Origin of the sequence: Spirosoma soli (genome assembly GCF_042684525.1) — a bacterium.
Taxonomy (GTDB): Bacteria; Bacteroidota; Bacteroidia; order Cytophagales; family Spirosomataceae; genus Spirosoma; species Spirosoma soli.
In genome coordinates this window covers 701,699-725,004 of record NZ_JBHULN010000001.1, presented here as the reverse complement: position 1 = coordinate 725,004, position 23,306 = coordinate 701,699, and the positions used below count along the sequence as shown (strand labels likewise).

Here is a 23,306-nt window from a genome sequence, read left to right as displayed (position 1 = left end):
CTTTGCAAATGGTCTGGGTAAAACAAGCTAATGGCCTCCTCCGCGATAACGCATCGGTAGCCAAAGGCCGAACGAAGTGCCTTGGCCTGGAGCAGTTTCCACCTCTAACTTGGCCTGAAGCAGCTGACTGAACTCTTTCACAATCGTTAAACCGATCCCTTCTCCCTTACTTGATCTACTTGCAGATTGATCCAGGGCCGAGACCGCTTTTCGTTCGTTCATAGCCCCAGCGACCACCGAAGACGGTTCGTGCCGTTTAGGCTTTACGGGATCAAGAGCGTTACTGACTGGCTTGAGGTGTTCCGTCAGCACCGTAGCGATATGAACTGGTAGACCGGGGCCCGAATCGTGAATCCGAAACATCCATTGCTGGTCGTCTTGTCTTGCCCAAGAGACTTCAATAAACCCAGCCGAGGTATACGTCAAGGCGTTGAGGAGCAGGTTCTGAATGATTCGCTGGAGTTTGATCGGGTCGGTTTCGACCGGTAAGGAGCTAGGGCCCTCGGCTCGAAGCACCAACCCTCGCTGCTGGGCTATGGGCTGCACACTCATGCTTATGTCTTTCAGCAACTGAGCGGCATTAACGGGTTGAATCCGAAGCGTTTCTTGCCCTGCTTCCAGCCGCGACAAGTCCATTAAATTGGTCAGCATCGCTTGTACGCTGCCTAAGTTACGGCTTAGCATGTCCAGGTAATGTGCCTGATTTTGCGCACTTGCTCCCTCTCGATTCAACAGGTTGGCGGCCCCGCTAATGATCCCAAAACCACTCCCTAAGTCGTGCATGGAGGTTCTAAGCCGATCACTCCGTTCGTTGGACAGAGTCCTCATTTGATCGAGCGCCTTTTGCAGCGCAGCCGCTCGCTCGGCCGCTTCTGAGCGCTGAAGCTCATCATAAATCTGAATGCTCCCATTGATGATTTCGGCCATGATTTGGGTCATGTGCTGCTGCACCTGCCAAAACAGCTTATGATCGGTATCAGGAAATAATTGCTGGAAATGAGTGAGTTCGTTATATAGAGTTTGGGTTAGATGGTTCAACTCCCGCACCGTCTCGATAATAAGGTGCGCTTTATGGCGACGTTGCAACCCATGAGCGATGGCTATCCGGGCTATATCTCCTTCCTCCGATTTTCCGACTAAGCGTTGTTGCAGGATCGTTAAGACCGTGGGCAGGGAATCATTAAAATCAATATGACTTAGAACTTCAGCATTAGTTAACGTTGGGTCCTGAGCGCAGGCCATGCGCCAATTTTTCAAAATGGTTTCTCGTCGGGCATCCAGAAAAGCAACAAGTGCTGTTAAGGACGCAGACGAATCAGAAAACGGAGGACTCATCGAACAAGCTGGTCAAATTTGTTTTGGATAGGTCATACCAGTTCTAATCAAGAAATTAACCAGTTAGCCAGAAAAAAGTTATTATATGTTAAAATAGTGGTCTGATATACTGACGGTTGGTTAAAGGAAGAGTCTTGTGGACGAGTTGTGTCACGAACGAAGATTAGAAAGCCTTAGATTGACCACAGCCACGCAAGGTTGTAACGGCGGATCTAACGTAGCGGATTTCGCGCCGGGCCGCAGGAGTGATACGAAACAGTAAAGCAACCCTTATTTAGGGAGTAAAGTAATTTTGGTAGCCCTACAATAATGAAAGCAACGACCAACTTGTTTGCTGACAGAATAAGAATTATTCTTGCCGCGTACGACGATCTTCTTGCTTGCCTTAGCAGCTAAGTCCGCAGTGTAGACTCCTCGTGACCGCCTTCTTGACATCTCAGCCTGGCTCATTTTATTCCGTAACCAGTCGGTTCTCTGCTTCTCCAAGGGCTGTGTCCCTTGTCTGCCATTAGTAATATTCCTATTGGATGAACAATCAACCTACAGCCGACCCCAGGGTCTGGCTGGTGGATGATGATCAGGACGATCAGCTTCTGATCCAATCTGCCTTTCTAAAACATGCAACCCCTATCAGACTGTTGACTGATGGGCAGGAGCTGGTGCCAGCTCTTGAGCAAGCGTCTACCCTGCCCAGGCTGATTTTGATGGACATTAACATGCCTTATCAGAATGGGTTTGATACCCTTCAGCAGTTACGACAAGTGGAGGGCTGGCGACAGCTTCCCGTCATAGTTTTCTCAACCTCTGCCGAGCCGGCAGATCATATAAGAGCCTTCGAACTAGGCGCTACTGGTTTTCTGACCAAGCCCTCAAATTATGGCCAACTAATGAATTTAGTGGAGCAGCTGGTACTGGATTGGCAGTTAGATTTCGTTGATACTGCTCCAACGGATGGGCCTTATTCCAGGTTGAAAAGACCAATTCCGGAAACCCAGCTGCCCGCACTATCGATCGATCCAATGTACAACCAAGTCCTATTGAATCAATTTAGTATGAAATTATACTTGTTGAAACAACGAGTAACGAACCGCGTAAGCGCCAGTGTTCTGTTGAGCCAGGCAATTCAGGCCCGGATCAACCAAAGCCAGGGATTGGTTAGCCAGTTTAAGCGAAAGTACTTCGATACCCAGTAGTGAGAAGTAACTACTGGCTGACCCGCTGTGCCGAACCATCAACCTGTGTACGGAATGTTTCAGATAAGCTACTCAACTAAGTAAAGAATGAGATAACTCTGGGTCCTATGACGTAATAGAGACCTAATGGATGAGCATCAAAAAGTGGGGGCCATAACACTATGTGGCAATGTAACCTGGCTCTATACCTTGAGGGCAAACGATTGCCCTGCACTTTTTGACGCTTTCCTAAAAGGGCTTTACAAACAAAAAACCTCGCCGAAACATCGGCGAGGTTTTTTGTATCTATTAGTTTGACAAAAATGCGACTTTGCAGCCGCGTTACTTACTTGGCCGAAACCGTACCACGCAGTGCACGTGGGATTTCGATGCTAGCTACTGGGTTTGACGCTTGTTCGAGCATTTCGATACCTTTTACCGGAATCTGGCTAACCCGAACCGACTTACCCAGGTCAAGACCTGATACGTCGACGTCAATAAAATCAGGGATATTTTCAACGGTACCTTTCACGCGCAGTTTCCGAACGCGCGTTACCAGTTTACCGCCCTTTTGTACACCCGGAGCCGTACCCACCAGACGAACTGGAACTGCAATTTTAACGGCCTTACCGTCCGTTACCTGCAGGAAGTCAGCATGGAGAAGGATGTCACTCACTGGGTGAAATTGTGCTTCCTGAAGAATCGCCCGGTATTCGGTGCCCTCAATGTTCAAGGCTACTTCATAAATATTGGGCGAATAAAGCAATTCGCGGAACAGGATAGCGGGTGCATAGAAATGAACCTGCTCCTGACCGCCATACAATACGCACGGAACATTACCCTCGGCCCGAATCGCCTGTGATTCCGCGCGGCCGAGATTCGCTCGTTGATACCCTACAATCTCGATTTTTTTCATGTTTGTAAACTTTAAAGAGTGAAAGGCGAACGAGCGAAAGAGTGTTAAAACGATTTATTCGCTCTCACTCTCTCACTCTTTCGCTCTTTAGTAACGTATAAATAATGAACTAATAGATTCATGGTCACGAATGCGGCCGATGGCTTTGGCAAATAGCTCCGCTACCGACAACACTCTAATTTTTGGATTCGGCTGCTGCATAGGCAACGTATCCGCCACCACTAACTCTTCTAATACCGAGTTAGCAATGTTATCGTGCGCCTTGCCCGACATGACGGGGTGCGTACACACCGCCCGAACCGACAACGCTCCTTTTTCCAGAATGATCTGAGCGGCTTTCGCCATGGTACCACCCGTGTCGATCAAGTCATCAACAAGTACTACGTTAGCGCCTTCCACATCACCAATCACTTGCATCGACGCGATCTCATTGGCCCGTTTGCGGTGTTTGTCGCACAGCACAATGTCGGCGTTGAAATGCTTGGCAAACGTGCGGGCGCGGTTGGCACCACCCACGTCTGGCGAAGCAATCACCAGATTCTCCAGGTTCAGGCTTTTGATGTACGGTACAAAGACCGAAGTGCCTTCCAGATGATCCACCGGGAAGTCGAAAAAGCCCTGAATTTGACCAGCGTGCAAATCAATTGTCATTAACCGATCTGCGCCCGAAGCCGCCAGCATATTGGCTACCAGTTTAGCGGCAATAGCCACCCGAGGTTTATCCTTACGATCCTGCCGGGCGTACCCAAAATACGGAATAACAACCGTAACGTAGTGAGCCGAAGCCCGCCGGGCGGCATCCACCATCAGCAGCAGTTCCATCAGGTTATCACCTGGTGGGGGTGTTGACTGAATCAGAAATACGTCGCAGCCACGAATCGATTCTTCGAAGCTAGGCGACATTTCGCCATCACTGAACCGTCGGCAGGTGTAACCTCCTAAGTCTTTGCCGTAGTAGTGCGCAATTTTTTCAGCTAAATAGGTGGACTGACTACCCGAAAAAATCTTGACTGGATTAAACGAAGCCATCGGTGGCGGATAAATTTCCCGCAAAGGTACGAAAAAAAGGCATTTGGGCTTGAGTTGTTTTCATTTTCTTAGATGATGTAACGGTGGCCAGCGCCTTTTGACTACTGCAATCATCGCGTTCTGCTGGTTTTACGGCGTGCTTGTAGGTAATGAAACCCCGAAACGCATAGCGCAGCCGCCAGTACCCCAATGCCTGCCCCTGCTAAAACATCCAGTGGATAATGAGCCGCCACGTAAATTCGGCTGTACGAGACGACAAACGCCCACAGAAACAGCCACTTCGTCCACGGATACTGCTGACCCGTCAGGAGCCAAACTCCCGTGGCCAGGGCGAACGTATTGGCGGCATGAGAGGAGGCAAAACCGTATTGTCCACCGCATTCGAGTACCGGATGAATGAGTTTTTGCAAGGCCGGAACATGGCAGGGCCGTAAACGTAATGTCAACGGTTTGAGTAGGGCCGAGGCTGTCTGATCACTAATGGCAACGGCAGCAACCAACGTTAGTATAAACCATATTGCCTGTTTATGATAGCGGTAGACCAACCAACCAATGAGCAGGGCATAGAATGGAAACCAGGTATTTCGCTCCGTAGCAAAAACCATGATTGGGTCGAGCCAGGGGGCGTAATGGCTGTTCAGCCACAAAAAAAGGTCGGTATCGAGTTGGTTAAGCGTTTCGCGCACTCGTCAGGGCTACTTTGTGGTAAATATCCTTCATGGGTAACTCGATGCCGTCAAGTTGCACCACCATGTCTAACTGGTCATAGTCTTCGTTAAGCCAGTGGCGACTGTCCTGTTGTTTGGTGTAAATGGAAACAAAAGGAACACCCTGCTCAATGTAAATGATGTACTGTACGGATTCGAGTTGCTTGTAACAGCGGAGCTTGACGTGCATATCTTCGTGATACGTCGAGTCAGAATGAACTTCAACGACCATATACGGATTAATGATACCAGACTCCTGACCTTTACGGGGAAACAACTGGCTGGCTGCGTTCATGACCAGCACATCGGGCTTTACGGCCAATTCACAGACCGGGACATATACCAGTTTGTTGCTGCCCATGACACGGATGTTGGGAGTGTCATAAAAGGCTGTCCGTAGAATTCCTCCGATATTCAGAACTATTGTTTCGTGCCTGTCGCTTGCCATACCAATTTGTGCTCGTATCTGACCGTTTATATACTCAATGTCGTACTCCAGCGGAAACGGTTCTTCTCCCAGTTCATCCAGCACAGACCAGTACTCATCAAGCGATGCGTCAATGAACACAATCGGCTCGTTTTTAAGCCGCTCTTTCAATTGTTCAGCAAGCGATGTCGTGTCAACCATGACCGTATAAATTTTTCTCCAATATACAAAACAAGGGACTGAAAACGCTACAAAACCAGAAACTGGCTTAGGTAGTTTCGGGCGGTCAGAATCGCCGTCTGTACGTCTTCGGGGCTGCCTTCATACGCTTTATCTTCCACCTCAATGCAGATCGGGCCCCGGTAGCGAACATCCGTTAAAGCCGCGAAGAAATCACGCCAGCGAACGTCACCCAAACCAGGGAGCTTAGGGGAGTGGTACTCCAGCGGATTCGCCATAATACCGACCCGGTTCAGCTTGTCGCGGTATAACTTAACGTCTTTCAGATGAATGTGGTGAAGCCGGTCGCGGTAATCATAAATGGGTTTCACTTCGTCCATCATCTGAAAGATCAGGTGGCTCGGGTCGTAGTTTAACCCCAGCGCCCGCGACGGAATAATCTCGAACATACGGTCCCAAATGGCCGGTGTGGTCGCCAGGTTCTTGCCCCCCGGCCACTCGTCGTTGGTAAACCACATCGGGCAGTTTTCGATACCAATCTTAACGTTACACTCTTCCGCCACTTTCACAATGGCGGGCCAATGTTCGGCGTATAGTTTCAGGTTGTCGTCTATGTTCAGCGATGGATGGCGACCAATGAACGTATTAACGACTGGAACACCTAGTGTGGCCGCGGCCCGGATGATCTTTTTGATATGTTCCCGATAGAACTCCGCTTGTTCCGGGTTTGGGTCGAGTGGGTTGGGGTAGTAGCCTAAACCGGAAATTGAAACACCATACTGAGCGGTTAACGACTGAACTTGCTCTACATTCAGGTTATCGACGTCAATGTGAGTCACACCCGCGTAGCGACGGGTGTCGCGGCCCGGCGTTCCGGCATTGCTGGTCGGCCAACACATCAGCTCAACGCATTTGAACTTATGTTCGGATGCGAAGTTAAGAACGCCGTTTAAGTCATAATCAGCCAGGATGGCCGATACAAAGCCCAGGTTAAGCATAGGTGAAAAGGTTTTAACAGGATTTACAGGATGGGCCGGTTCTTCGCTCACTAATCTTGTCCATTCTGTAAATCCTGTCGGAAAAAGCTAATTAAATCCCAATTTATCGCGTACCCGCCGAATCGTTGTGCTCGCCACAGCCCGAGCTTTCTCTTCGCCCGCCTGAAGTTCCGCTTCCAGCGCATCCGGATTTTCGATCATGTAATAGTTGAAACGCTCGCGTTCGGTAGCAAATCGGCTGAGAATCAATTCGTACAAGGCTTTCTTCGCTGTTCCGTAACCGTAATTGCCACCCTCGTAAAGCTTACGCATTTCAGCGACCTGCTCGTCGGAGGCCAGCAACGAATACAGTTGGAACGTAATGTCTGTATCGGGATTTTTGGGCTCTTCCAGCGGAGTAGAATCAGACTTAACTTTCTTGATAACTTTCCACAACTCGTTTTCTGGCTGAAAAATGTCGATGTAGTTGTTATACGACTTGCTCATCTTTTGCCCATCAATACCCGGAATGGTCATCAGGCGATCGTCTATCTGCGCTTCAGGCAATACAAAGACTTCCTCGTCATACTGCCGGTTGAACGCGCTGGCAATATCGCGGGTCATCTCGATATGCTGCCGCTGGTCTTTACCAACCGGAATAATTTCGGCGTCGTAAAGCAGAATATCAGCCGCCTGCAAGACCGGATAAACGAACAAGCCCGTGTTGACCGGTCCACTCGAGCGATCCGACTTTTCTTTAAACGAGGTAGCGTTGTTAAGCATGGGCATCGGCGTGAAGCACTCCAAGTGCCAGGCCAACTCCGTATGCTCGGCTACCCGCGATTGTCGCCAGAATGTGTTCTTTTGGGTGTCCAGGCCAAACGCCAGCCACGTAGCGGCCACCGCCCGGGTGAACTCCCGCCGTGTTGGGCCGTCTTTGATCGAGACTAGCGAGTGGAGATCGGCAATGAAAAGGAATGACTCATTATCGGGCTGCTTCGATAAGTCAATGGCGGGCTTAATAGCCCCTAAAATGTTGCCTAAGTGCGGTCGCCCGCTGCTTTGAATTCCGGTTAATATGCGTGACATTTTTATAGTTGTAAAGTTGTCGAGTCATAAAATTGTACAGTTGTTCGACGCGCCACTAACTCTACAACTTTACGACTCTCCAACTGTAAAACTTATTTACCTTGTGCTTCTACGACGGCAATGGCTACCATATTGACAATTTCGCGTTCTGACGAACCTAACTGTAAAACATACACTGGTTTGCGAATGCCGAGCAAAATTGGGCCAATAGCGTCGAAACCAGCGGCTTCGCTCATGAGGTTGTAAGCGATGTTGGCGGCCGATAGGTTTGGGAAGATAAGTGTGTTCGCTCCCTCGCCAACTAGTTTGCTAAACGGATGATTCTGCTCCAGCAACTCCGTGTTAAAGGCTAAGTGAGCCTGAATTTCGCCATCAACGATCAGGTCCGGATTCCTCTTTTGTAGGATCTCGACGGCGCGGTTCATCTTCTCAGCGTCTTCACCTTTGGCACTACCAAAGTTAGAATACGTTACTAACGCAATGCGCGGCTTGACATTGAAACGCTCAACGGTGCGAGCTGTCATTTCGGTGATCTCCACAATTTCATCGGCAGTTGGGTTGAAGTTAACCGTTGTGTCCGAGAAAAAGAGCGGTCCCCGTTTGGTGAGCAAAATGTACATCCCGGCCACTTTCTGAACGCCCGGCTCCTTACCAATTACCTGAAGGGCTGGCCGGATCGTATCGGGATAGCTACGTGTCAGACCTGAAATAAGCGCGTCGGCTTCGCCCGTCTCGACCATCATCGCCCCAAAATAGTTGCGATAATACATCAGTTTCCGGGCTTCGGTGGCATTAACACCCTTGCGTTTTCGCTTGTTGAAGTAAATGTCGGCAAAGCGTTGGATCAATTCACTTTGCTCGGGGGCTCGTGGGTCGATGATTGGAATTTGCCCTAAATCAAGACCGCTTTCCTTAATGATGTGCTGAATTTTTGACGTTTCGCCCAGGAGAATAGGGTAAGCTATGCCATCGTCCCGAACTTGCTGAGCGGCTTTCAGCACCTTCAGATTTTCGGCATCAGCAAAGACTACCCGTTTTGGATTCGTCTTGGCTTTGGTCAGAATTACTCTGGAAATCTGGTTGTCGTGACCTAGTCGCCGGGCCAGTTGCTGCTCGTAGACGTCCCAATCGGCAATCGGTTGCCGGGCCACTCCTGATTCCATAGCAGCTTTGGCTACGGCTGGCGCAACAGTCGCTAGCAAACGCGGGTCGACTGGTTTGGGTAAAATATAAGTTCGGCCGAAGATCATATTATCCTGACCATAAGCCAGATTGACGATATCAGGTACGGATTTTTTCGCTAAATCAGCCAGCGCGTAGGTAGCGGCTAACTTCATCGCTTCGTTGATTTCGGTGGCCCGCACATCGAGTGCTCCCCGGAAAATGTATGGAAACCCCAGTACATTGTTTACCTGATTCGGGTAGTCAGAACGTCCGGTCGCCATAATAATGTCGGGTCGGCAGGCCATCGCATCTTCATAGCTAATTTCAGGGTTGGGGTTGGCCATGGCGAACACGATGGCGTCTTTAGCCATCGAGCGAATGAGTTCCTGATTCACAATGTTGCCCTTCGACAGACCAACAAACACGTCGGCACCGGCAAAGGCATCGGCTAGTGAGTTGATGTCGCGGCTGGTGGCGAAGACACGCATGATTTCGTTAAGATCAGTACGATCGGCGCGGAGCGGTCCATTCACGTCGAACATGACAATATTTTCCGTCTTAGCGCCGAGGGCAACGTACTGACGAGCACACGAGATGGCGGCTGCTCCGGCGCCGAGGAACACAAATTGCGCTGTTTCGATACGTTTGTTAACCAGTTCGAGTGCATTTAGTAGAGCGGCTCCACTAACAATGGCAGTACCGTGCTGGTCGTCATGCATGATCGGAATGTTCAGATCACGCTTGAGCCGTTCTTCAATTTCAAAACACTCAGGTGCTTTTATGTCTTCGAGGTTAACCCCGCCGAACGTTGGCTCCAGAATCTTGACCGTCCGGGCAAATTCGTCGACATCTTTCGTATTCAGCTCAATGTCGAAGACGTCAATATCGGCGTATATTTTAAATAAAAGTCCTTTCCCTTCCATAACGGGCTTACTGGCCGAAGCGCCAATATCACCCAGGCCCAGTACGGCCGTACCGTTGCTGATAACAGCTACTAAATTGCCTTTGGCGGTGTATTTATACGCGTCGTCGGGGTTGGCTTCGATAGCCAGGCAGGGCTCAGCCACACCTGGTGAGTAGGCTAAGGAGAGGTCACGCTGGGTACTGTATTCTTTAGTCGGGATAACTTCAAGCTTACCCGGACGCCCCTTGGCGTGGTAATCAAGGGCATCTTCGCGCCGGATCTTTTGCTGCATAGTGATTGGTTGCTGATGAATCTTGCTATATGCTTTAGGAGGGCGAAGGTAAGAAAAAAAGTTAGCGGGGTAAGGTATCAATCTCCTCTAAGTACCTTATGCTGGTCCGCATAGACCCAACCCGCCCAGCAAATTAAGAGCAGTATGCACGAAAAAAATGTACGCAGAAATGGGCTGGTATGGGTCGGCTCATAAACCGGTTTAGTCGTTTGAAGCCGCACAGAATTGCCCTGTCTAATGCCAAAGACGAAGATTCGTTTGTAGTCGCTGAATTTATCCCCGAACGTAAGCGGCTTCGTTTGGGCAATCTTTCTGCGGTAGTCGCTTTCACGGATTGACAGCGTAATGGACTGCCGGGGCCTGATCGCTGATTGTACATTTTCTAAACTCACATCGTACGATTTGCGACCTACGTAGAATGCGTGACCTGGATAAGTACGTAACCGAATATCAATCCCTTTCAAACGGCCTTTGTAACGATCTTCCGTAACGCGGTCGACTACGTCGGTTACGGCCGCTAATGGCGCGGGCTCTTTATCGGCAGACGTGTGAGCAAGGTACCCAAACGCAATATTTGCGCTGATTAACAGAGCCTGTCCCCCGATGAGCCAACGCAGTCGGTTCCGTTCGCGCAGCGTCATTACCTTCTGATAAAGGACGGGCTCAGCGTATTGACTAAGACGGGCTTTTAGTATTCCATAGTCCGCAAACTCGTTCGATTTGATGACGAAGACGTCATTTTTAAGGTAAAACGTCAAAGCCATAGATGGTTTACCCCGGTCTGGGTTTGGGCGTTCATTCCAACCGGTAATGGTGTCGTAGCCGAACTGTTTGGGCGGTTGCCATAATTTCTTGATCGTGAATGTGTAATCATGCAACCACACTGAAGTTGTTTGCCGTCCCAGGTCTCTGACCATCAGAATCCAGATTAGCCATGTACCTGAATAGAAAATTAGTAATGTATCGAGATCAGGATACGTTTGGCCATTCGTAGCAATCATAAATGGAATGAAGACCAATGCTACGAACAGCAGCAGTGATGTAGCGCCCCAGATAAGCAGAGGGCTGGATCGGACCTTAAATTGCATTTCCTGTTGGCTTACCGGTGTCATTGCCGTGAGCGATTGGACTTGTTTTAAACAAGTTTAGGGGTATTGAGGTGGTTGATGCAAGGAATAATGACGGATGGTCTGGCTTACCCTAGAATGGTGAAATCAGCTGAGAAATCACCAAGAAATCAGGGTAATTGAGGATTTACGTCGGGAAAATGCTGGCACTAACCCGTGTCGAACAACATGCGCAACGATCCTTCAGCATCCAGACATTAAGGTATTAATCTCCTCAACCGCGTACGTAATTCTTTCGTGTTCATAAAACAATTTATAAAAAAGGTAAGTCCATAGGATTAATATGTAGTTAGTTTGAAAACGTTAGTGTATAGAGCTACACTAAGTAATGCTGAGCCAGTGGTCTAAGATGAATGCCATCCTGACGGTAATGGCTTGCAAAAACAACGATGGATAGTAATTGTAGCCAACACCAATCAACCCCCTCGAATTTATCGCAGCCTGGTGCCTGGGAAGCCCATGACCTTTGGACGATGATTAGTGAAAGCATCAAGGACTTTGCGATCTTTACTACGGATCTGGAGCGCCGGGTGACTAGCTGGAACGCCGGGGCGCAGGCCATACTGGGGTATACTGAGGAGCAGATTATTAATCAATTAGCGGATAGCATCTTCACGCCCGAAGACCGGCTTGCCGGAGCTCCGGGGCAGGAACAACAAAAAGCCCTCAACGAAGGTAAGGCGGAAGACGAACGTTGGCACCTACGGCAGGACGGTTCCCGCTTTTGGGCATCGGGCATGGTCCGACCTTTGAAGGATAAGAATGGAACCAACATCGGCCTGGTCAAGGTGATGCGTGACCTAACGACCCAGAAACAGACCGAAGACTCCCTGCTGCAGTCACAGAAGCAGACAGTCGACATCCTGGAAAGCACCACCGATGCCTTTTACGCGCTGGATGAAGATTTCCGTTTCACCTACGTCAACCAACGAGCGGCCCGGCTTTGGGGACGTGACCGCGATTCGCTCATCGGCCGTCACTACTGGACTGAGTTCCCTGATGCGGTCGGCAGCGAATCGTACCATAAGCACTATCAGGCGGTCAAGGAAGGAAAGCCCATTCACTATGAGACAATATCGCTGTTGCTGGAGGCCTGGATTGATGTCCTTATTTATCCGGGCAGTCAGGGTGGGTTGTCGGTTTTTTTTCGGGATGTCACCCAACGTAAACAGGCAGAGGAAGTCTTGCGACTGTCGGAACAACGGTTGCAACAAGTTTTGTCCATCCAAACCGTTGGGGTTATCTACTTTAGCTTAGGCGGTGATATCACCGATGCTAATGAAGCCTTTCAGCGCATGAGTGGCTACGCTAAGGACGATTTTGTGAGGGGACGTGTGCGCTGGGACGAACTGACACCACCGGAGTTTATGCCCGTCACCCAGATTGCTCAGCAGGAGTATCGCACTAGAGGTGAGAACACGCCGTATCAGAAGCAGTACATCCGCCCCGATGGCTCTCGTTGGTGGGGGCTGTTTGCCGGTAAGCGCCTTTATGAAGACGAATACGTCGAGTTTGTGCTGGACATCACGCCCGAAAAGGAGGCTGAGCAGGCGTTATTGCTCAGCCAACAGCGCTTCGATCTGTTGAGTAAAGCTACTCAGGATGCCATCTGGGACTGGAACCTGCTGACCGACGAGATCTGGTGGAATGAAGGCTTTAACGAACTCTTTGGCTACCAGAACCAAGCCATTGAACCGACCAGTATTTCGTGGTCTGGCCGAGTGCATCCCGATGATGTTGAGCGAGTTGTGGGAGGCATTCATCAGGTAATCGACCAGGGCGGCAAGCACTGGTCCGCCGAGTACCGGTTCCGCCGTCAGGATGGCTCCTATGCCATTGTCCATGACCGGAGCTATACCCTTTATGATCAGTCGGGTAAGCCGTACCGCATGCTGGGTTCCATGCAGGACATTACCCGGCGCAAGGAGTCAGAAGTTACACTAATTCAAAGCGAAGAGCGCTTTCGGACGTTGGCCAGTTCAATTGATCAGCTGGCCTGGATTGCAGGGGCTGATGGCTGGATACACTGGTACAATGACCGGTGGTATGCTTACACCGGCACTACTATTGAGCAAATGCAGGGCTGGGGCTGGCAAGCCGTGCATCATCCGGAGCACCTGGATCGGGTGGTGGAGTTTGTACAGGAGGCCTGGCGCGGAAATCAGCCCTGGGAGCTGACGTTTCCCCTGCGAGACCGGCACGGCCAGTACCGCTGGTTTCTGACCAGGGTTTATCCGGTTAAGGACCATGCCGGGCGGGTGCTGCAATGGGTGGGCACCAACACCGACATTGATGCCCACAAACAAGCCGAAGAGTTACTTGAGCAGAAAGTTCGCGAGCGCACCGGGGCTTTGGAAGCTAAAACGCGTGAGCTGGAAGAGTTTACCTATGTGTCTCACCACGATCTCAAGGAGCCCATCCGCAAGATTCAAATCTTTAGCCAGCTCATCAGGTCGGAGAGTGGTGAGCAGCTAAGCGATACTTCCCGCCATCACCTGGAGCGCGTAATTCAGTCGGCTAACCGGATGAATGAGGCCTTGCGGGATGTGCTACGCTATGCCAGCTTGAGCCAGCCCGAGCACTTTGAGGTGGTTGATCTTAATCAGGTGCTGCGGGCAGTACTTGACGATCTGGAATTGGTGATTGGAGAGACCAAGGCCCAGTTGGAGGTTTCGTCGCTGCCAACGCTGGAGGCATCGGCTTACCAGATGCATCAGTTGTTTTATAACCTACTGGCCAATGCGCTGAAATTTACTGCTACGGACCAGCCGCCCCACATTCGTATTACCTGCCAGCAGGTCAGGGGCAATGAAATCCTTTCAGAACCACTCACTAACCGGTTGTTTTACCAGATTGCCGTCAGCGATCAGGGCATCGGTTTTGATCCGCATCAGGCGGATAAGCTATTTGGCATGTTTCAACGATTACATGGTAAAAGCCAGTACGAAGGTACAGGCGTAGGTTTGGCCTTGGTCAGAAAGGTAGTACTCAACCATGGGGGGCGTGTCTGGGCGGAGGGGATGCCGGGTCAGGGAGCTACCTTTTATGTACGAATACCAGCGAGTCAATACCGGTGATCGTAATGTTAGCTTTTCGTCCACGCTCTTTAATCGAGTTGTACTTTTTATCATCACAAACAGTAATTAGTAACGCAATTGAGGCTTAGGAGTACGAATAGTTAGTCGATTAATTTGGTATATTTGCCAGAATAACCGTAACGTTTTTTGTACAACTATGAAGCATATCGTTTACTTAGTCGATGATGATGAGGACGATTGTTACCTGGCTCAAATAGCACTTAACCCCCGAGCGGACTGTGAACTTAAGACCTTCCATGATGGTCAGGAGCTGATTGCCTTTCTACGGATGCATCCTGGCTTGCCGCTACCCACCTTGATTTTGCTAGATCTGAACATGCCTGTACTCAACGGCTTTGACACTTTAGTCGCCCTGAAAAATCATTCCCACTGGGCTAGCATAGATGTGGTGGTGTTAACAACCTCGGATCATCAGGTGGATAAAGACCGGTGCCTGGCTTTAGGCGCAGAGGGATTCTTAACCAAGCCAACTGACTTTTCTTCCTTACAGGAGGTTTTAGCTTCGGTAAGTACGTGTTGGCAGCGTTTATCAGCCATTGAGCATCTACGTTAAATCTCTTAATCTTGATTCTCCAAGCGAATCGGGCAAACAGTAGGCAACAGATAACGCTTTTTGTAAGTCGGTACGGTCGTGCTGGAGTTCGTCCGTAGTTCCCGAGCTCTTTGACCTATAAAAAGCAATGCTAAGCCCAACTCCTCACAAGCGGCTAGTTCAAACATACTTCAACCCAGTTCCACCGCGAATCATGCTCTTTAGGCGCTGGTTATTGATAGTGACCGGGACTACCCCATCTTAACCAACGGCCAGAAGCGCCGGATAGCAGTGCGGGCCTTGGTCTGGCCATATGCGCCAACGTAGTAGCTAAGCACCTAAGCACGGCGGAGCTATTACGGCTCGTAGCCACCTGACCAGGGCACTACCTTCAGTGTTTACTTGCTCGTGGCAGGGCGAGGTTCACTATTCTTTCCTAAGCCAACGTGAATAATGGATAGCGAACGATCTAAAACTTTAGTAGTCAATTTATTGCGAAGATATCTTTTGTCATCCCGACGAAAGGAGGGATCTTCCGGTGAGGCTACCATTCCGTCCGGCGACAGAAGATCCCTCCTTTCGTCGGGATGACAAAGAATGCTTGTTTGAGCTTAGAAAACTACCCCATTGTTCACGTTAAGCTAAGCACATATTTACACGACTAAACATAAAAGAAAACCGTTCAGAAAAGGGCTGGCATCGAAAAAGCCGTGGTATCAGTGCATGATTAACGCTGATACCACGGCTTTGAAAACCTTAACTTGATGCTACTCTACTTTTTGGGTGTTTTCTGCGTTAGCAAACCTGCGCCAAGGGCAAAGGCACCAAAAATTACGTGGGGTAAGTACACTTTCTTCGCAAAGCCAAACAACCAGGGCGAGGCCGCGAGTAGAGCCCCTTCGGCCACGTCTAGGCCGAGGTGAGCGGGCATTGGAATCTTCCGGACAGCGCCTAGCTCATAGTCGGTAAACAACGACGACGAAAGGGCCGCACCACCGGCTGCTAGTGGAACCCATTTGGCTGCGGGTTTATCGGCAAAGCCAAACAACCAGGGCGATGCCAGAAATAAGCCCCCGCTTACATAATCTAGAATGCCATGAACTTTTGTTGGGATGAATCGCATAACGGTTGAGTTAACATGAAAGATTAGTTGAGTATATAATTAAATAGCTGACTCAGAAACCGAGTCAGCTATTTGTCTATTAAAACAGTAGGAAATATATTTTGTTTGCGGTTGTTAGCTGAGGTTTCGTGTTGGTGGCACCCCTAACCTGCGTTGATTATTGCAATAGTAATCCGGCTTACACAGACCAGCTTATCCTGCTCATCGGTAATCCGAATGTCCCAGACGTGCGTTGTGCGGCCCAGGTGAATGGGGGTGCACCGGCCATATACCCAACCGCTACGTACCGAACGGATATGATTGGCGTTGATTTCCAGACCCACAGCCCGCTGCTTCGTTGGGTCGTCGAGCACCATGAACGAAGCAACACTACCTAACGACTCGGCTAAAACGACTGATGCACCACCGTGCAGGATGCCAAACGGCTGGTGCGTACGTTGGTCAACGGGCATGCGGCCCACCAAATAACCTTCTCCCGCTTCGGTGAACTCAATGCCCAAATGGTTGACGATTGAAGCAGAATGAACAAAATCAAGATTGCTAAGGTCGAAGCCAGCTTTCATAATGCGCGCGTTTTTACGTAATTTTGCGCTTCAAATTTGGGGTAAATTTGCCAGAGGGCAAGGCAATACACTTGACACAAAAGACAATCTATTTGATTCGCCACGGCGAAACAGACTACAACCGGCGGGGCGTAGTGCAAGGCAGTGGTGTTGATTCGGACCTCAACGATATGGGCCGGGCGCAGGCGATGGCTTTTTTTCAAGCTTATCAGCACGTGCCGTTCGACAAAATTTATATCTCCGGCCTGAAACGCACGTATCAAACGGCCGAACTATTTATCGAACTTGGTATTCCCTACGAAAAATTAACGGGGCTCAACGAGATTAGTTGGGGCGTTATGGAAGGGAAAGTGCCGGGTAATCTCGACAACGAATATTACCGTACCCTGATCGAGGCCTGGTCTTCGGGTAATACGGCCCTGCCTACCGACGGTGGCGAAAGTCCCGAAGAAGTGGCTACTCGACAGCGGGCCGCCATTGATGTAATTGTCTCGCATCCCGATGAGCAAACGGTGCTCGTGGCCATGCACGGCCGCGCCATGCGAATTTTGCTTTGCTGGCTTACCAACCAGCCGCTGGCTCAGATGGATCAATTCGAGCACAGCAACCTCTGTCTGTACAAACTTCGATACGATTACGACACGGCGGCTTTCACCATAGAAGTAGCCAACGATACCTCCCACCTGCTATCACTGGCCCTGGCCTAACGGCGCATTACCAGTTAGCGGGGTAGACTGACCAATAATCCAGCTAAATGCCCACTGATAACGGATGGATGACAACTCCGATGGGTGTTTTTGTATATTCGCTCATTGTCCGGTAGTGGGTGTGTATAGCAATGGGTATGTCTAAACAAAAAATATATTGGTTTTGTCAGTTATTTGGCTGGACGCTCCTCATCACAGTGGAGTATCTGGCTTATTTGCTGGAACTTGGGTTTGATCCGGATACGCTCTACCTGGCAATTGCCAATATTTTCCTCGGCATTACGCTGACCCACCTTTACCGGCTGATGATTAAGCGGTGGAATTGGGTACGGCTACCGTTCTTCAAATTAGCTCCCCGAGTGTTATTCTCGGTTTTCGTGCTGGCGCTGATCATGACGATGGTCAACCTACCCATCGACCGGCTGATTGTACCGCAGTACCTTGCCAGCGAACCCTGGGTTTTCTTCGGTTATATCATGACCTGGGGTAAAACGATGCTGGCCTGGGTCTTGAGTTATACCGTGTATCATTACGTTGAACAGACCCGTAATGCCGAGATCGAGAAAATTCTCCTTAAGACGAACATTCGCGAGACAGAGGCTAAGGTATTGCGCTCGCAGCTGAATCCGCATTTTGTGTTCAATGCGCTGAATAGCATCCGGGCGCTGGTCTACGAAAACCCCGATAAAGCACAGCAGGGCATTACGCAGCTCTCTAATTTACTCCGCAACTCCTTGTTGGCCGATCGACGTAAAACGGTTGAATTGCGCGAAGAAATAAAGACCGTAGAAGATTATCTGGCCCTTGAAAAGGTGCGGTATGAAGACCGGCTTACGTCACGCATTGAACTCGACGGCCGAACCTTATTCTGGCAGGTGCCACCGATGATGCTCCAAACGCTGGTTGAAAACGCCATTAAGCATGGCGTATCAAAAGCAGTGGGTGGAGGGTTTGTTGAGGTTAAATCAAAGATTGAAGCCGATAAATTGCACATTATGATTCGAAATACCGGCGTTCTGGGCGACAAAGAAGCGTCGGGCGGATTTGGTCTGGCTAACACTGCTCAACGACTCGAGTTGCTGTATGGACCCGATGCCACATTTCAAATTGTGCAGGAAAACGATACGCATAACGGCGAACCAATCGTTTGTGCCTACATTACGATTCCTGCCCAGTCGGAGGGAATATTCCGAAAATCAGTCACTCATTCTGTATTATAGCCAGTGCTGGTGAAACCGTAAACCGATTGGCTATTTCGCTGACTTATTAATTATTACCATGAAAACCCTTATTGTTGACGACGAGCGATTAGCCCGTAATGAACTGCGTCGGTTGCTCGAAAACTTCCCAAAAATTCAGGTAATCGGTGAAGCGGCCAATGCCGATGAAGCCTTACCCATGATTGAAGAACTGGAGCCCGAACTCCTGTTTCTAGACATTCAAATGCCGGGGAAAAATGGCTTTGAGCTGCTGCAATCCATTGAAGGAAAAACGCCCGAGGTAATTTTCACCACGGCTTACGATGAGTATGCCATTAAGGCTTTTGAGTTTAATGCCCTCGATTATTTGCTGAAACCTGTCGAGTTAGCTCGCTTGTCCGAAGCGATCCATCGGGTAGAAGAGGAGCAGCATGTGCATGAACCCTCCGGTAATGCGCCAAATACGTCGGCCAAAATCTTGGGTGAAAATGACCAGGTTTTCGTAAAAGACGGCGAGAAATGCTGGTTTGTGAAGCTGGGTAAAGTACGGCTGTTCGAGTCAATGGGTAACTATGTCCGGTTGTACTTTGATGACCAAAAGCCATTGGTGCTCAAATCGTTGAATGCGCTCGAGGATCGGCTCAATCCGGCGACGTTTTTCCGGGCCAATCGCAAACACATTATCAACTTACAGTGGATCGAAAAAATTGAGCCGTGGTTTAGCGGAGGGTTGCTGGTTACGTTACGCGGGGGCGATAAAATCGAAATAAGCCGTCGGCAAGCTATTCGGTTTAAAGATTTGTTAAGTTTGTGAAAATCAGCGTTACAAAAAGCGGTAAAGCGGTTTCATAAGCTTGACTTATTTTACGACGGCTGACTTGCTATGTCAATCGTGCCTTCTTCATGAAGTTTCTACTCATAACGTTTCTTTTCGCATTCATCGGTTTGTTTTCGGCTTGCCGGCCAACGCACCCGGGGCCTCCCGCGCTGGATTGGCACCATTATAAGTTCGGGGGGACCGTTCGTTGTGACACCACGACAAACAAAGGCGTAGACGTGTTGGTGTCATACCTTCTCCTGAAAGAGAATACAGATGGAGCGAAGCGGATTAATGATACACTACGCCGGGTAGCTGTTGGCAGCATTACGGGTTGGCTTGACAGCACAACTGTGGCCGACAATCCAACGGCTCAAACGGACTTAGCCCAAGCGGCTACATTATTTGCTGCCGACTACGAAACCATGCTCAAGGAAATGGGCGGACTGGGCGGGTGCTGGGAGCTAAAAACGAAAGCCGATACGGTTTATGCTGGTGAAAAAGCGTTGAGCGTTAAGTTTGAAACCTACGCTTATACGGGTGGGGCACATCCTAACTCTAACCTATCGTTCTATACGTTCGATCGAGAAACCGGTCGGTCATTAACTTTGGGCGATATGGTCTCAGACACGACCGCGTTGCTGGGCGTGGTTGAAAAGGCCTTCCGTAAGCAACAGGAACTTTTACCGCAGTATAACCTCGAAGAACGAGGTTATTTTCTGCGGGATGGTCGATTCTTTTTGCCGGCTAATGTCGCCATGGGCCGCGACGGCATGATTTTTTATTACAACCCCTACGAAATTGCTGCCTACGCTGTTGGTCCGATTCAGGTAACCGTGCCCTACGAGCAACTAAATGGTATTCTGCGCGACGATTGGTTGTAAGTGAAATGGGTGCGCTAAACAAATTTGATTTTGTTTAAAGCGAAGAACGTCATCTTCAGCAGCAGCCAACCGTGCTTAAAGCGTGATATGTTAGTTTCTCCATACGTGCGGGCCCGGTAACGAATCGGAATCTCGACAAATTTTAGATTCAGCTTGGCTGCTCCAAAGATCAAGTCGAAATCGCCGAAGGGGTCAAAGTCGCCAAAGTAAGAACGGTTGCGAATGAGCCGTTCGTAGTTTGTTTTCGACAGTACTTTTGTTCCGCAAAGGGTGTCCTTAATCCGTTGGTTGAGCAACCAGGAGAAGGCAATCGAAAAGAATTTGTTGCCGATCAGGTTGAGCGTGCGCATGGCTTCTTTTTCCATTGGATATACCAGGCGGGTGCCGTTGATGTACTCTCCTTTACCCGTTGCGATGGCATCAAAGAACTTCGGTAGATCTTCGGGCGGTACGGTCATATCCGCGTCCAGAATCATCAGAATGTCGCCCGATGCCATGCCAAATCCCTTACGAACGGCGTCGCCTTTCCCTTTCCCATCCTGCTGAACGCATTTAATATCCCGTATGTGCTGGTACTTTCGGCAGATTGACTGTATTTCGGGCCAGGTATCGTCGGTAGAATTGCCCTCCACAAAAATGAGTTCGGTATGCCGTCCCATTTTAGGAGTTCTACGGACGATGGCTTCGATGTTACCTTTCTCATTGCGAGCCGGAACAATTACGCTGACGCTGTGTTCCAAGGCAGGTTTTAGGCCATCCACACTACGCGCTACAATAAACGTGAACAAGCCCAGTCGGTTGAACAACGGAAGGTTAACAATGTATTGATTAAACAGCCAGGACAACAGAGGGATGTAGTAAGGTAGTAGCACTTTGCGGCCCGTGCGAACAACGTCCAGATCGGCAATCTCCAGCAGGTTGACAATATCATCCCGGTCCAACCAGTTCTGACGTTCTTCGGGCATTTTCAGGCCTACTTTCTCAGCAACATTCAGCGCTGGTGTCCACAAAAAGTTTTTATACGTAATAATGATGCGCGTATTGGCATGACATACTTTGCTCAATTGGGAGAACACTTGCTGCACATCGTCGAATGCACCAATGGTATCGCTAAGTACCACATAATCGAACAACTCGTCGTTAACGTCCAGGTTCTTGGCATCGAGCGTGTAGAAGGTGTGCTGCGGGTACTTCTCCTGGGCGTATGTAATAAGGTTTTGATTCACATCAATGCCTACTCCTCGGGAAGGGTCGAGTTGGTCAAGTACATAGCCGGTGCCACAACCAATTTCCAGCACGGAGCTGTTTGCAGGAATGTTGTAGCGGAGAAAGTCAACGAGGCAGCGGTAATAATAGCGGTTACGACGAATCCAGCGATCGCGTTCAGGGCCGTTCATAAGAGTGGAGTAGTAAATTCTTTAGACTATAAGCCTATAGTGGTGAGTACGTTGCAATTTTATAAAAAAGTAGAATCATTTAACAGACCATCGAGAATATATTGCTTAAAAAATAGTAGCAAACATTAAGTTTGCGATTTGCAATGCTCCCGCCATGCATCGTTCAACTTATTGGATTTGCCTCGCCGTACTTGGTTTCTTTGCGTTTAAACTATTACGTTTCGTAACGCTGGCGTATACATTTAACGACATGTATGCGTTTCTGCAGATGTCACGCAGTTGGATGGACGGTCGGCCATTCATGTATGAAAACATTTGGGGATATCACCATCAAATTCATAATTACTATACCGTTTTGCTTTGGGGGCCCTTTTGCCGACTGTTTGGGGCCTATGGCTTATTTGCCGTGCAGTCGGGTTTGTTGCTCATTAGTTATGCCCTGGTTAATGAGCGATTGGTACGATCTAAACTGCCGAACTGGGCACGCTATACGTTGTTAGGGGTAGTGTTGCTTGGTCCCGTAACGTTCTGGCTGAATGATCACCCCAACATCGGGTGGCATACCGAACTGACATACTTGCCATTGGCACTGCTCTTTGCGCTGGCCCTGATGGGCAACAGTCAGATCGGTACTTTTCTGGCGGGCCTGGGTGTTGTGCTGGTCAAAGAAGACGGCGCTGTGCTGGCTGCTCTTATCCACTTATCGTTTGATGGGATACGTTACGTTCGCCAGCATCCCGACAAAGCTATCTGGGGATGGGTAACCCAACGTCGCTTCTGGTTCATTGCGTTGGGCTGGTTCGTTGTCTTTGTGGCTGGAATGATCTGGCTTAGCTACAAGAACAACTTTGCGGAACCCAGACTCCAGATTGCCTTGAAATTAATCGGGGATAACGTAGGCAAAAGTACGTTCTGGCGACAAATAGGCATGATCACCGGGCAATCACTAGTTTTGTTATTGCCAGTTGCCGGGTCATTGTCTTGGGTAGCAGGTAAACTAAAAACGCGTTCTACTCCTCAGCTGCTCCTGTTGTGGTGGGTAGGTGTTGGCCTACTGACCGGGCTTAATTTCGTGCAGAGTTCTCACTACTATGGGCAACCCTTGTTTCACCTGGTATCGCTGACCTGGCCTCCTCGGTTTATACTTTTGTGGGCGTTTTCAGCGGCTTTTTTCACCCTGCTGCTTGGGCAGTTTGCCGATCAACTGCAGAAGAAAACTCGGCCAACGCTAGCCTGGCTATTAATCGCAACACTGGTTACCGTTCAATTGCCGTTGCTTTACCTGGCAAGGCCTGATTTTATATCGTTGAATGAACTGATTTCTACCTTCAGAGGACGATATAGTTCCGAAAAAAATTCGAAGTACCTACAGGCTGCCGACTTGGCCATTGTTCGTTGCCTGGCCGATCGGCTACCCGCTCAATCAAATGTCTTTGCATTTGATTATCTGGTGCCGTTCTTTCACCGGAATTATGAGATCTGGCCGACGGGCAAACAGTACCGTCCGGCCGATATCGCACTCTTACCCATTGATGATCCGCAGAAATTGCGAACAAAAATGCCTTTACGTCACCCTTACCGCATCATTCGATTAAACGCCTACAACTTGTACGTTTCAACTCCGTACGAACACATTGTCGAACAATGTGTGCATTAAAATCAGGTAC

At 49.4% G+C, this 23,306-nt stretch carries 20 protein-coding genes; 8 read left to right on the top strand and 12 right to left on the bottom strand.

What is annotated here, in order from left to right; all coding sequences use genetic code 11:
- Positions 1–27 precede the first annotated feature (27 nt).
- A complete protein-coding gene (locus ACFSUS_RS02960; RefSeq protein WP_381518834.1) occupies positions 28–1,335 on the bottom strand; it encodes a sensor histidine kinase in 1,308 nt (435 codons plus the stop codon).
- Between the two features lie 527 nt (positions 1,336–1,862).
- Here ACFSUS_RS02960 and ACFSUS_RS02955 point away from each other — a divergent pair.
- Entirely contained in the window at positions 1,863–2,528 is a 666-nt protein-coding gene (locus ACFSUS_RS02955) for a response regulator (protein WP_381518831.1), read from the top strand.
- A 325-nt stretch (positions 2,529–2,853) separates the two neighbouring features.
- On the opposite strand, the gene ACFSUS_RS02950 is transcribed toward ACFSUS_RS02955, so the two are convergent.
- From ACFSUS_RS02950 to ACFSUS_RS02915, 8 genes are all read right to left on the bottom strand, one after another.
- Positions 2,854–3,423, bottom strand: a complete 570-nt coding sequence (locus tag ACFSUS_RS02950) for a 50S ribosomal protein L25/general stress protein Ctc (RefSeq protein WP_381518828.1) — start codon at positions 3,421–3,423, stop codon at positions 2,854–2,856.
- An 87-nt stretch (positions 3,424–3,510) separates the two neighbouring features.
- Positions 3,511–4,452 (bottom strand): ribose-phosphate pyrophosphokinase, encoded by a 942-nt coding sequence (locus ACFSUS_RS02945; RefSeq protein ID WP_381518825.1) that lies wholly within the window; start codon positions 4,450–4,452, stop codon positions 3,511–3,513.
- Positions 4,453–4,562: 110 nt separating this feature from the next.
- Positions 4,563–5,138, bottom strand: coding sequence for a phosphatase PAP2 family protein (locus tag ACFSUS_RS02940; RefSeq protein WP_381518822.1), 576 nt, complete (start codon positions 5,136–5,138; stop codon positions 4,563–4,565).
- Positions 5,122–5,787, bottom strand: a complete 666-nt coding sequence (locus ACFSUS_RS02935) for a Uma2 family endonuclease (RefSeq protein WP_381518819.1) — start codon at positions 5,785–5,787, stop codon at positions 5,122–5,124. The genes ACFSUS_RS02940 and ACFSUS_RS02935 overlap by 17 nt, the downstream gene beginning before the upstream one ends.
- Positions 5,788–5,834: 47 nt before the next feature.
- The gene (locus ACFSUS_RS02930) at positions 5,835–6,764 is read right to left on the bottom strand and encodes a sugar phosphate isomerase/epimerase family protein (RefSeq protein ID WP_381518815.1); all 930 of its coding nucleotides are present in this window, start codon (positions 6,762–6,764) and stop codon (positions 5,835–5,837) included.
- Positions 6,765–6,851: 87 nt separating this feature from the next.
- On the bottom strand, positions 6,852–7,832 hold the full coding sequence (gene trpS / locus ACFSUS_RS02925; protein ID WP_381518812.1) for a tryptophan--tRNA ligase: 981 nt from the start codon (positions 7,830–7,832) through the stop codon (positions 6,852–6,854).
- 92 nt (positions 7,833–7,924) lie between these two features.
- Positions 7,925–10,192 carry an NADP-dependent malic enzyme gene (locus tag ACFSUS_RS02920; protein ID WP_381518809.1) on the bottom strand — a complete coding sequence of 756 codons (2,268 nt, stop codon included), beginning with the start codon at positions 10,190–10,192 and terminating at the stop codon, positions 7,925–7,927.
- Positions 10,193–10,269: 77 nt separating this feature from the next.
- Positions 10,270–11,304, bottom strand: coding sequence for a hypothetical protein (locus ACFSUS_RS02915; RefSeq protein WP_381518806.1), 1,035 nt, complete (start codon positions 11,302–11,304; stop codon positions 10,270–10,272).
- 404 nt (positions 11,305–11,708) lie between these two features.
- Here ACFSUS_RS02915 and ACFSUS_RS02910 point away from each other — a divergent pair, with 404 nt between their 5' ends.
- Together ACFSUS_RS02910 and ACFSUS_RS02905 are read left to right on the top strand one after the other, a co-directional pair.
- Positions 11,709–14,396: a PAS domain S-box protein gene (locus ACFSUS_RS02910; RefSeq protein WP_381518803.1), complete on the top strand. Its 2,688-nt coding sequence runs from the start codon at positions 11,709–11,711 to the stop codon at positions 14,394–14,396.
- 157 nt (positions 14,397–14,553) lie between these two features.
- Positions 14,554–14,970, top strand: coding sequence for a response regulator (locus ACFSUS_RS02905; RefSeq protein ID WP_381518800.1), 417 nt, complete (start codon positions 14,554–14,556; stop codon positions 14,968–14,970).
- Between the two features lie 751 nt (positions 14,971–15,721).
- Here the strand turns inward: ACFSUS_RS02905 and ACFSUS_RS02900 are convergent.
- A complete protein-coding gene (locus ACFSUS_RS02900) occupies positions 15,722–16,072 on the bottom strand; it encodes an SPW repeat domain-containing protein (protein WP_381518798.1) in 351 nt (116 codons plus the stop codon).
- 143 nt (positions 16,073–16,215) lie between these two features.
- A complete protein-coding gene (locus ACFSUS_RS02895) occupies positions 16,216–16,635 on the bottom strand; it encodes a hotdog fold thioesterase (protein WP_381518794.1) in 420 nt (139 codons plus the stop codon).
- Positions 16,636–16,706: 71 nt separating this feature from the next.
- Here ACFSUS_RS02895 and ACFSUS_RS02890 point away from each other — a divergent pair, with 71 nt between their 5' ends.
- The 4 genes from ACFSUS_RS02890 (at position 16,707) to ACFSUS_RS02875 (ending at position 20,242) form a co-directional block, all read left to right on the top strand.
- Complete coding sequence (locus ACFSUS_RS02890) at positions 16,707–17,342, top strand: histidine phosphatase family protein (RefSeq protein ID WP_381518792.1); 636 nt, start codon at positions 16,707–16,709, stop codon at positions 17,340–17,342.
- A 137-nt stretch (positions 17,343–17,479) separates the two neighbouring features.
- Positions 17,480–18,562 (top strand): sensor histidine kinase, encoded by a 1,083-nt coding sequence (locus tag ACFSUS_RS02885; RefSeq protein ID WP_381518789.1) that lies wholly within the window; start codon positions 17,480–17,482, stop codon positions 18,560–18,562.
- 58 nt (positions 18,563–18,620) lie between these two features.
- Positions 18,621–19,355, top strand: a complete 735-nt coding sequence (locus ACFSUS_RS02880) for a LytR/AlgR family response regulator transcription factor (RefSeq protein ID WP_381518785.1) — start codon at positions 18,621–18,623, stop codon at positions 19,353–19,355.
- 89 nt (positions 19,356–19,444) lie between these two features.
- Positions 19,445–20,242: a DUF3298 and DUF4163 domain-containing protein gene (locus ACFSUS_RS02875; RefSeq protein WP_381518782.1), complete on the top strand. Its 798-nt coding sequence runs from the start codon at positions 19,445–19,447 to the stop codon at positions 20,240–20,242.
- 14 nt (positions 20,243–20,256) lie between these two features.
- Here ACFSUS_RS02875 and ACFSUS_RS02870 read toward each other — a convergent pair whose 3' ends face one another.
- Positions 20,257–21,639 carry a glycosyltransferase gene (locus tag ACFSUS_RS02870; RefSeq protein WP_381518780.1) on the bottom strand — a complete coding sequence of 461 codons (1,383 nt, stop codon included), beginning with the start codon at positions 21,637–21,639 and terminating at the stop codon, positions 20,257–20,259.
- Positions 21,640–21,793: 154 nt separating this feature from the next.
- On the opposite strand from ACFSUS_RS02870, the gene ACFSUS_RS02865 reads away from it, so the two are divergent.
- A complete protein-coding gene (locus tag ACFSUS_RS02865) occupies positions 21,794–23,296 on the top strand; it encodes a glycosyltransferase family protein (RefSeq protein WP_381518777.1) in 1,503 nt (500 codons plus the stop codon).
- Positions 23,297–23,306: the final 10 nt, after the last annotated feature.

What these genes read in the sequence shown, in the direction of transcription:
- ACFSUS_RS02945 (WP_381518825.1), bottom strand. Translation starts at nt 4,452, where the DNA reads ATGGCTTCGTTTAATCCAGTCAAGATTTTTTCGGGTAGTCAGTCCACC.
- ACFSUS_RS02950 (WP_381518828.1), bottom strand. Translation starts at nt 3,423, where the DNA reads ATGAAAAAAATCGAGATTGTAGGGTATCAACGAGCGAATCTCGGCCGC.
- ACFSUS_RS02920 (WP_381518809.1), bottom strand. Translation starts at nt 10,192, where the DNA reads ATGCAGCAAAAGATCCGGCGCGAAGATGCCCTTGATTACCACGCCAAG.
- ACFSUS_RS02880 (WP_381518785.1), top strand. Translation starts at nt 18,621, where the DNA reads ATGAAAACCCTTATTGTTGACGACGAGCGATTAGCCCGTAATGAACTG.
- ACFSUS_RS02930 (WP_381518815.1), bottom strand. Translation starts at nt 6,764, where the DNA reads ATGCTTAACCTGGGCTTTGTATCGGCCATCCTGGCTGATTATGACTTA.
- ACFSUS_RS02935 (WP_381518819.1), bottom strand. Translation starts at nt 5,787, where the DNA reads ATGGTTGACACGACATCGCTTGCTGAACAATTGAAAGAGCGGCTTAAA.
- ACFSUS_RS02915 (WP_381518806.1), bottom strand. Translation starts at nt 11,304, where the DNA reads ATGACACCGGTAAGCCAACAGGAAATGCAATTTAAGGTCCGATCCAGC.
- ACFSUS_RS02900 (WP_381518798.1), bottom strand. Translation starts at nt 16,072, where the DNA reads ATGCGATTCATCCCAACAAAAGTTCATGGCATTCTAGATTATGTAAGC.
- ACFSUS_RS02885 (WP_381518789.1), top strand. Translation starts at nt 17,480, where the DNA reads ATGTCTAAACAAAAAATATATTGGTTTTGTCAGTTATTTGGCTGGACG.
- ACFSUS_RS02905 (WP_381518800.1), top strand. Translation starts at nt 14,554, where the DNA reads ATGAAGCATATCGTTTACTTAGTCGATGATGATGAGGACGATTGTTAC.
- ACFSUS_RS02895 (WP_381518794.1), bottom strand. Translation starts at nt 16,635, where the DNA reads ATGAAAGCTGGCTTCGACCTTAGCAATCTTGATTTTGTTCATTCTGCT.
- ACFSUS_RS02955 (WP_381518831.1), top strand. Translation starts at nt 1,863, where the DNA reads ATGAACAATCAACCTACAGCCGACCCCAGGGTCTGGCTGGTGGATGAT.
- ACFSUS_RS02870 (WP_381518780.1), bottom strand. Translation starts at nt 21,639, where the DNA reads ATGAACGGCCCTGAACGCGATCGCTGGATTCGTCGTAACCGCTATTAT.
- ACFSUS_RS02960 (WP_381518834.1), bottom strand. Translation starts at nt 1,335, where the DNA reads ATGAGTCCTCCGTTTTCTGATTCGTCTGCGTCCTTAACAGCACTTGTT.
- ACFSUS_RS02865 (WP_381518777.1), top strand. Translation starts at nt 21,794, where the DNA reads ATGCATCGTTCAACTTATTGGATTTGCCTCGCCGTACTTGGTTTCTTT.
- trpS (WP_381518812.1), bottom strand. Translation starts at nt 7,832, where the DNA reads ATGTCACGCATATTAACCGGAATTCAAAGCAGCGGGCGACCGCACTTA.
- ACFSUS_RS02875 (WP_381518782.1), top strand. Translation starts at nt 19,445, where the DNA reads ATGAAGTTTCTACTCATAACGTTTCTTTTCGCATTCATCGGTTTGTTT.
- ACFSUS_RS02910 (WP_381518803.1), top strand. Translation starts at nt 11,709, where the DNA reads ATGGATAGTAATTGTAGCCAACACCAATCAACCCCCTCGAATTTATCG.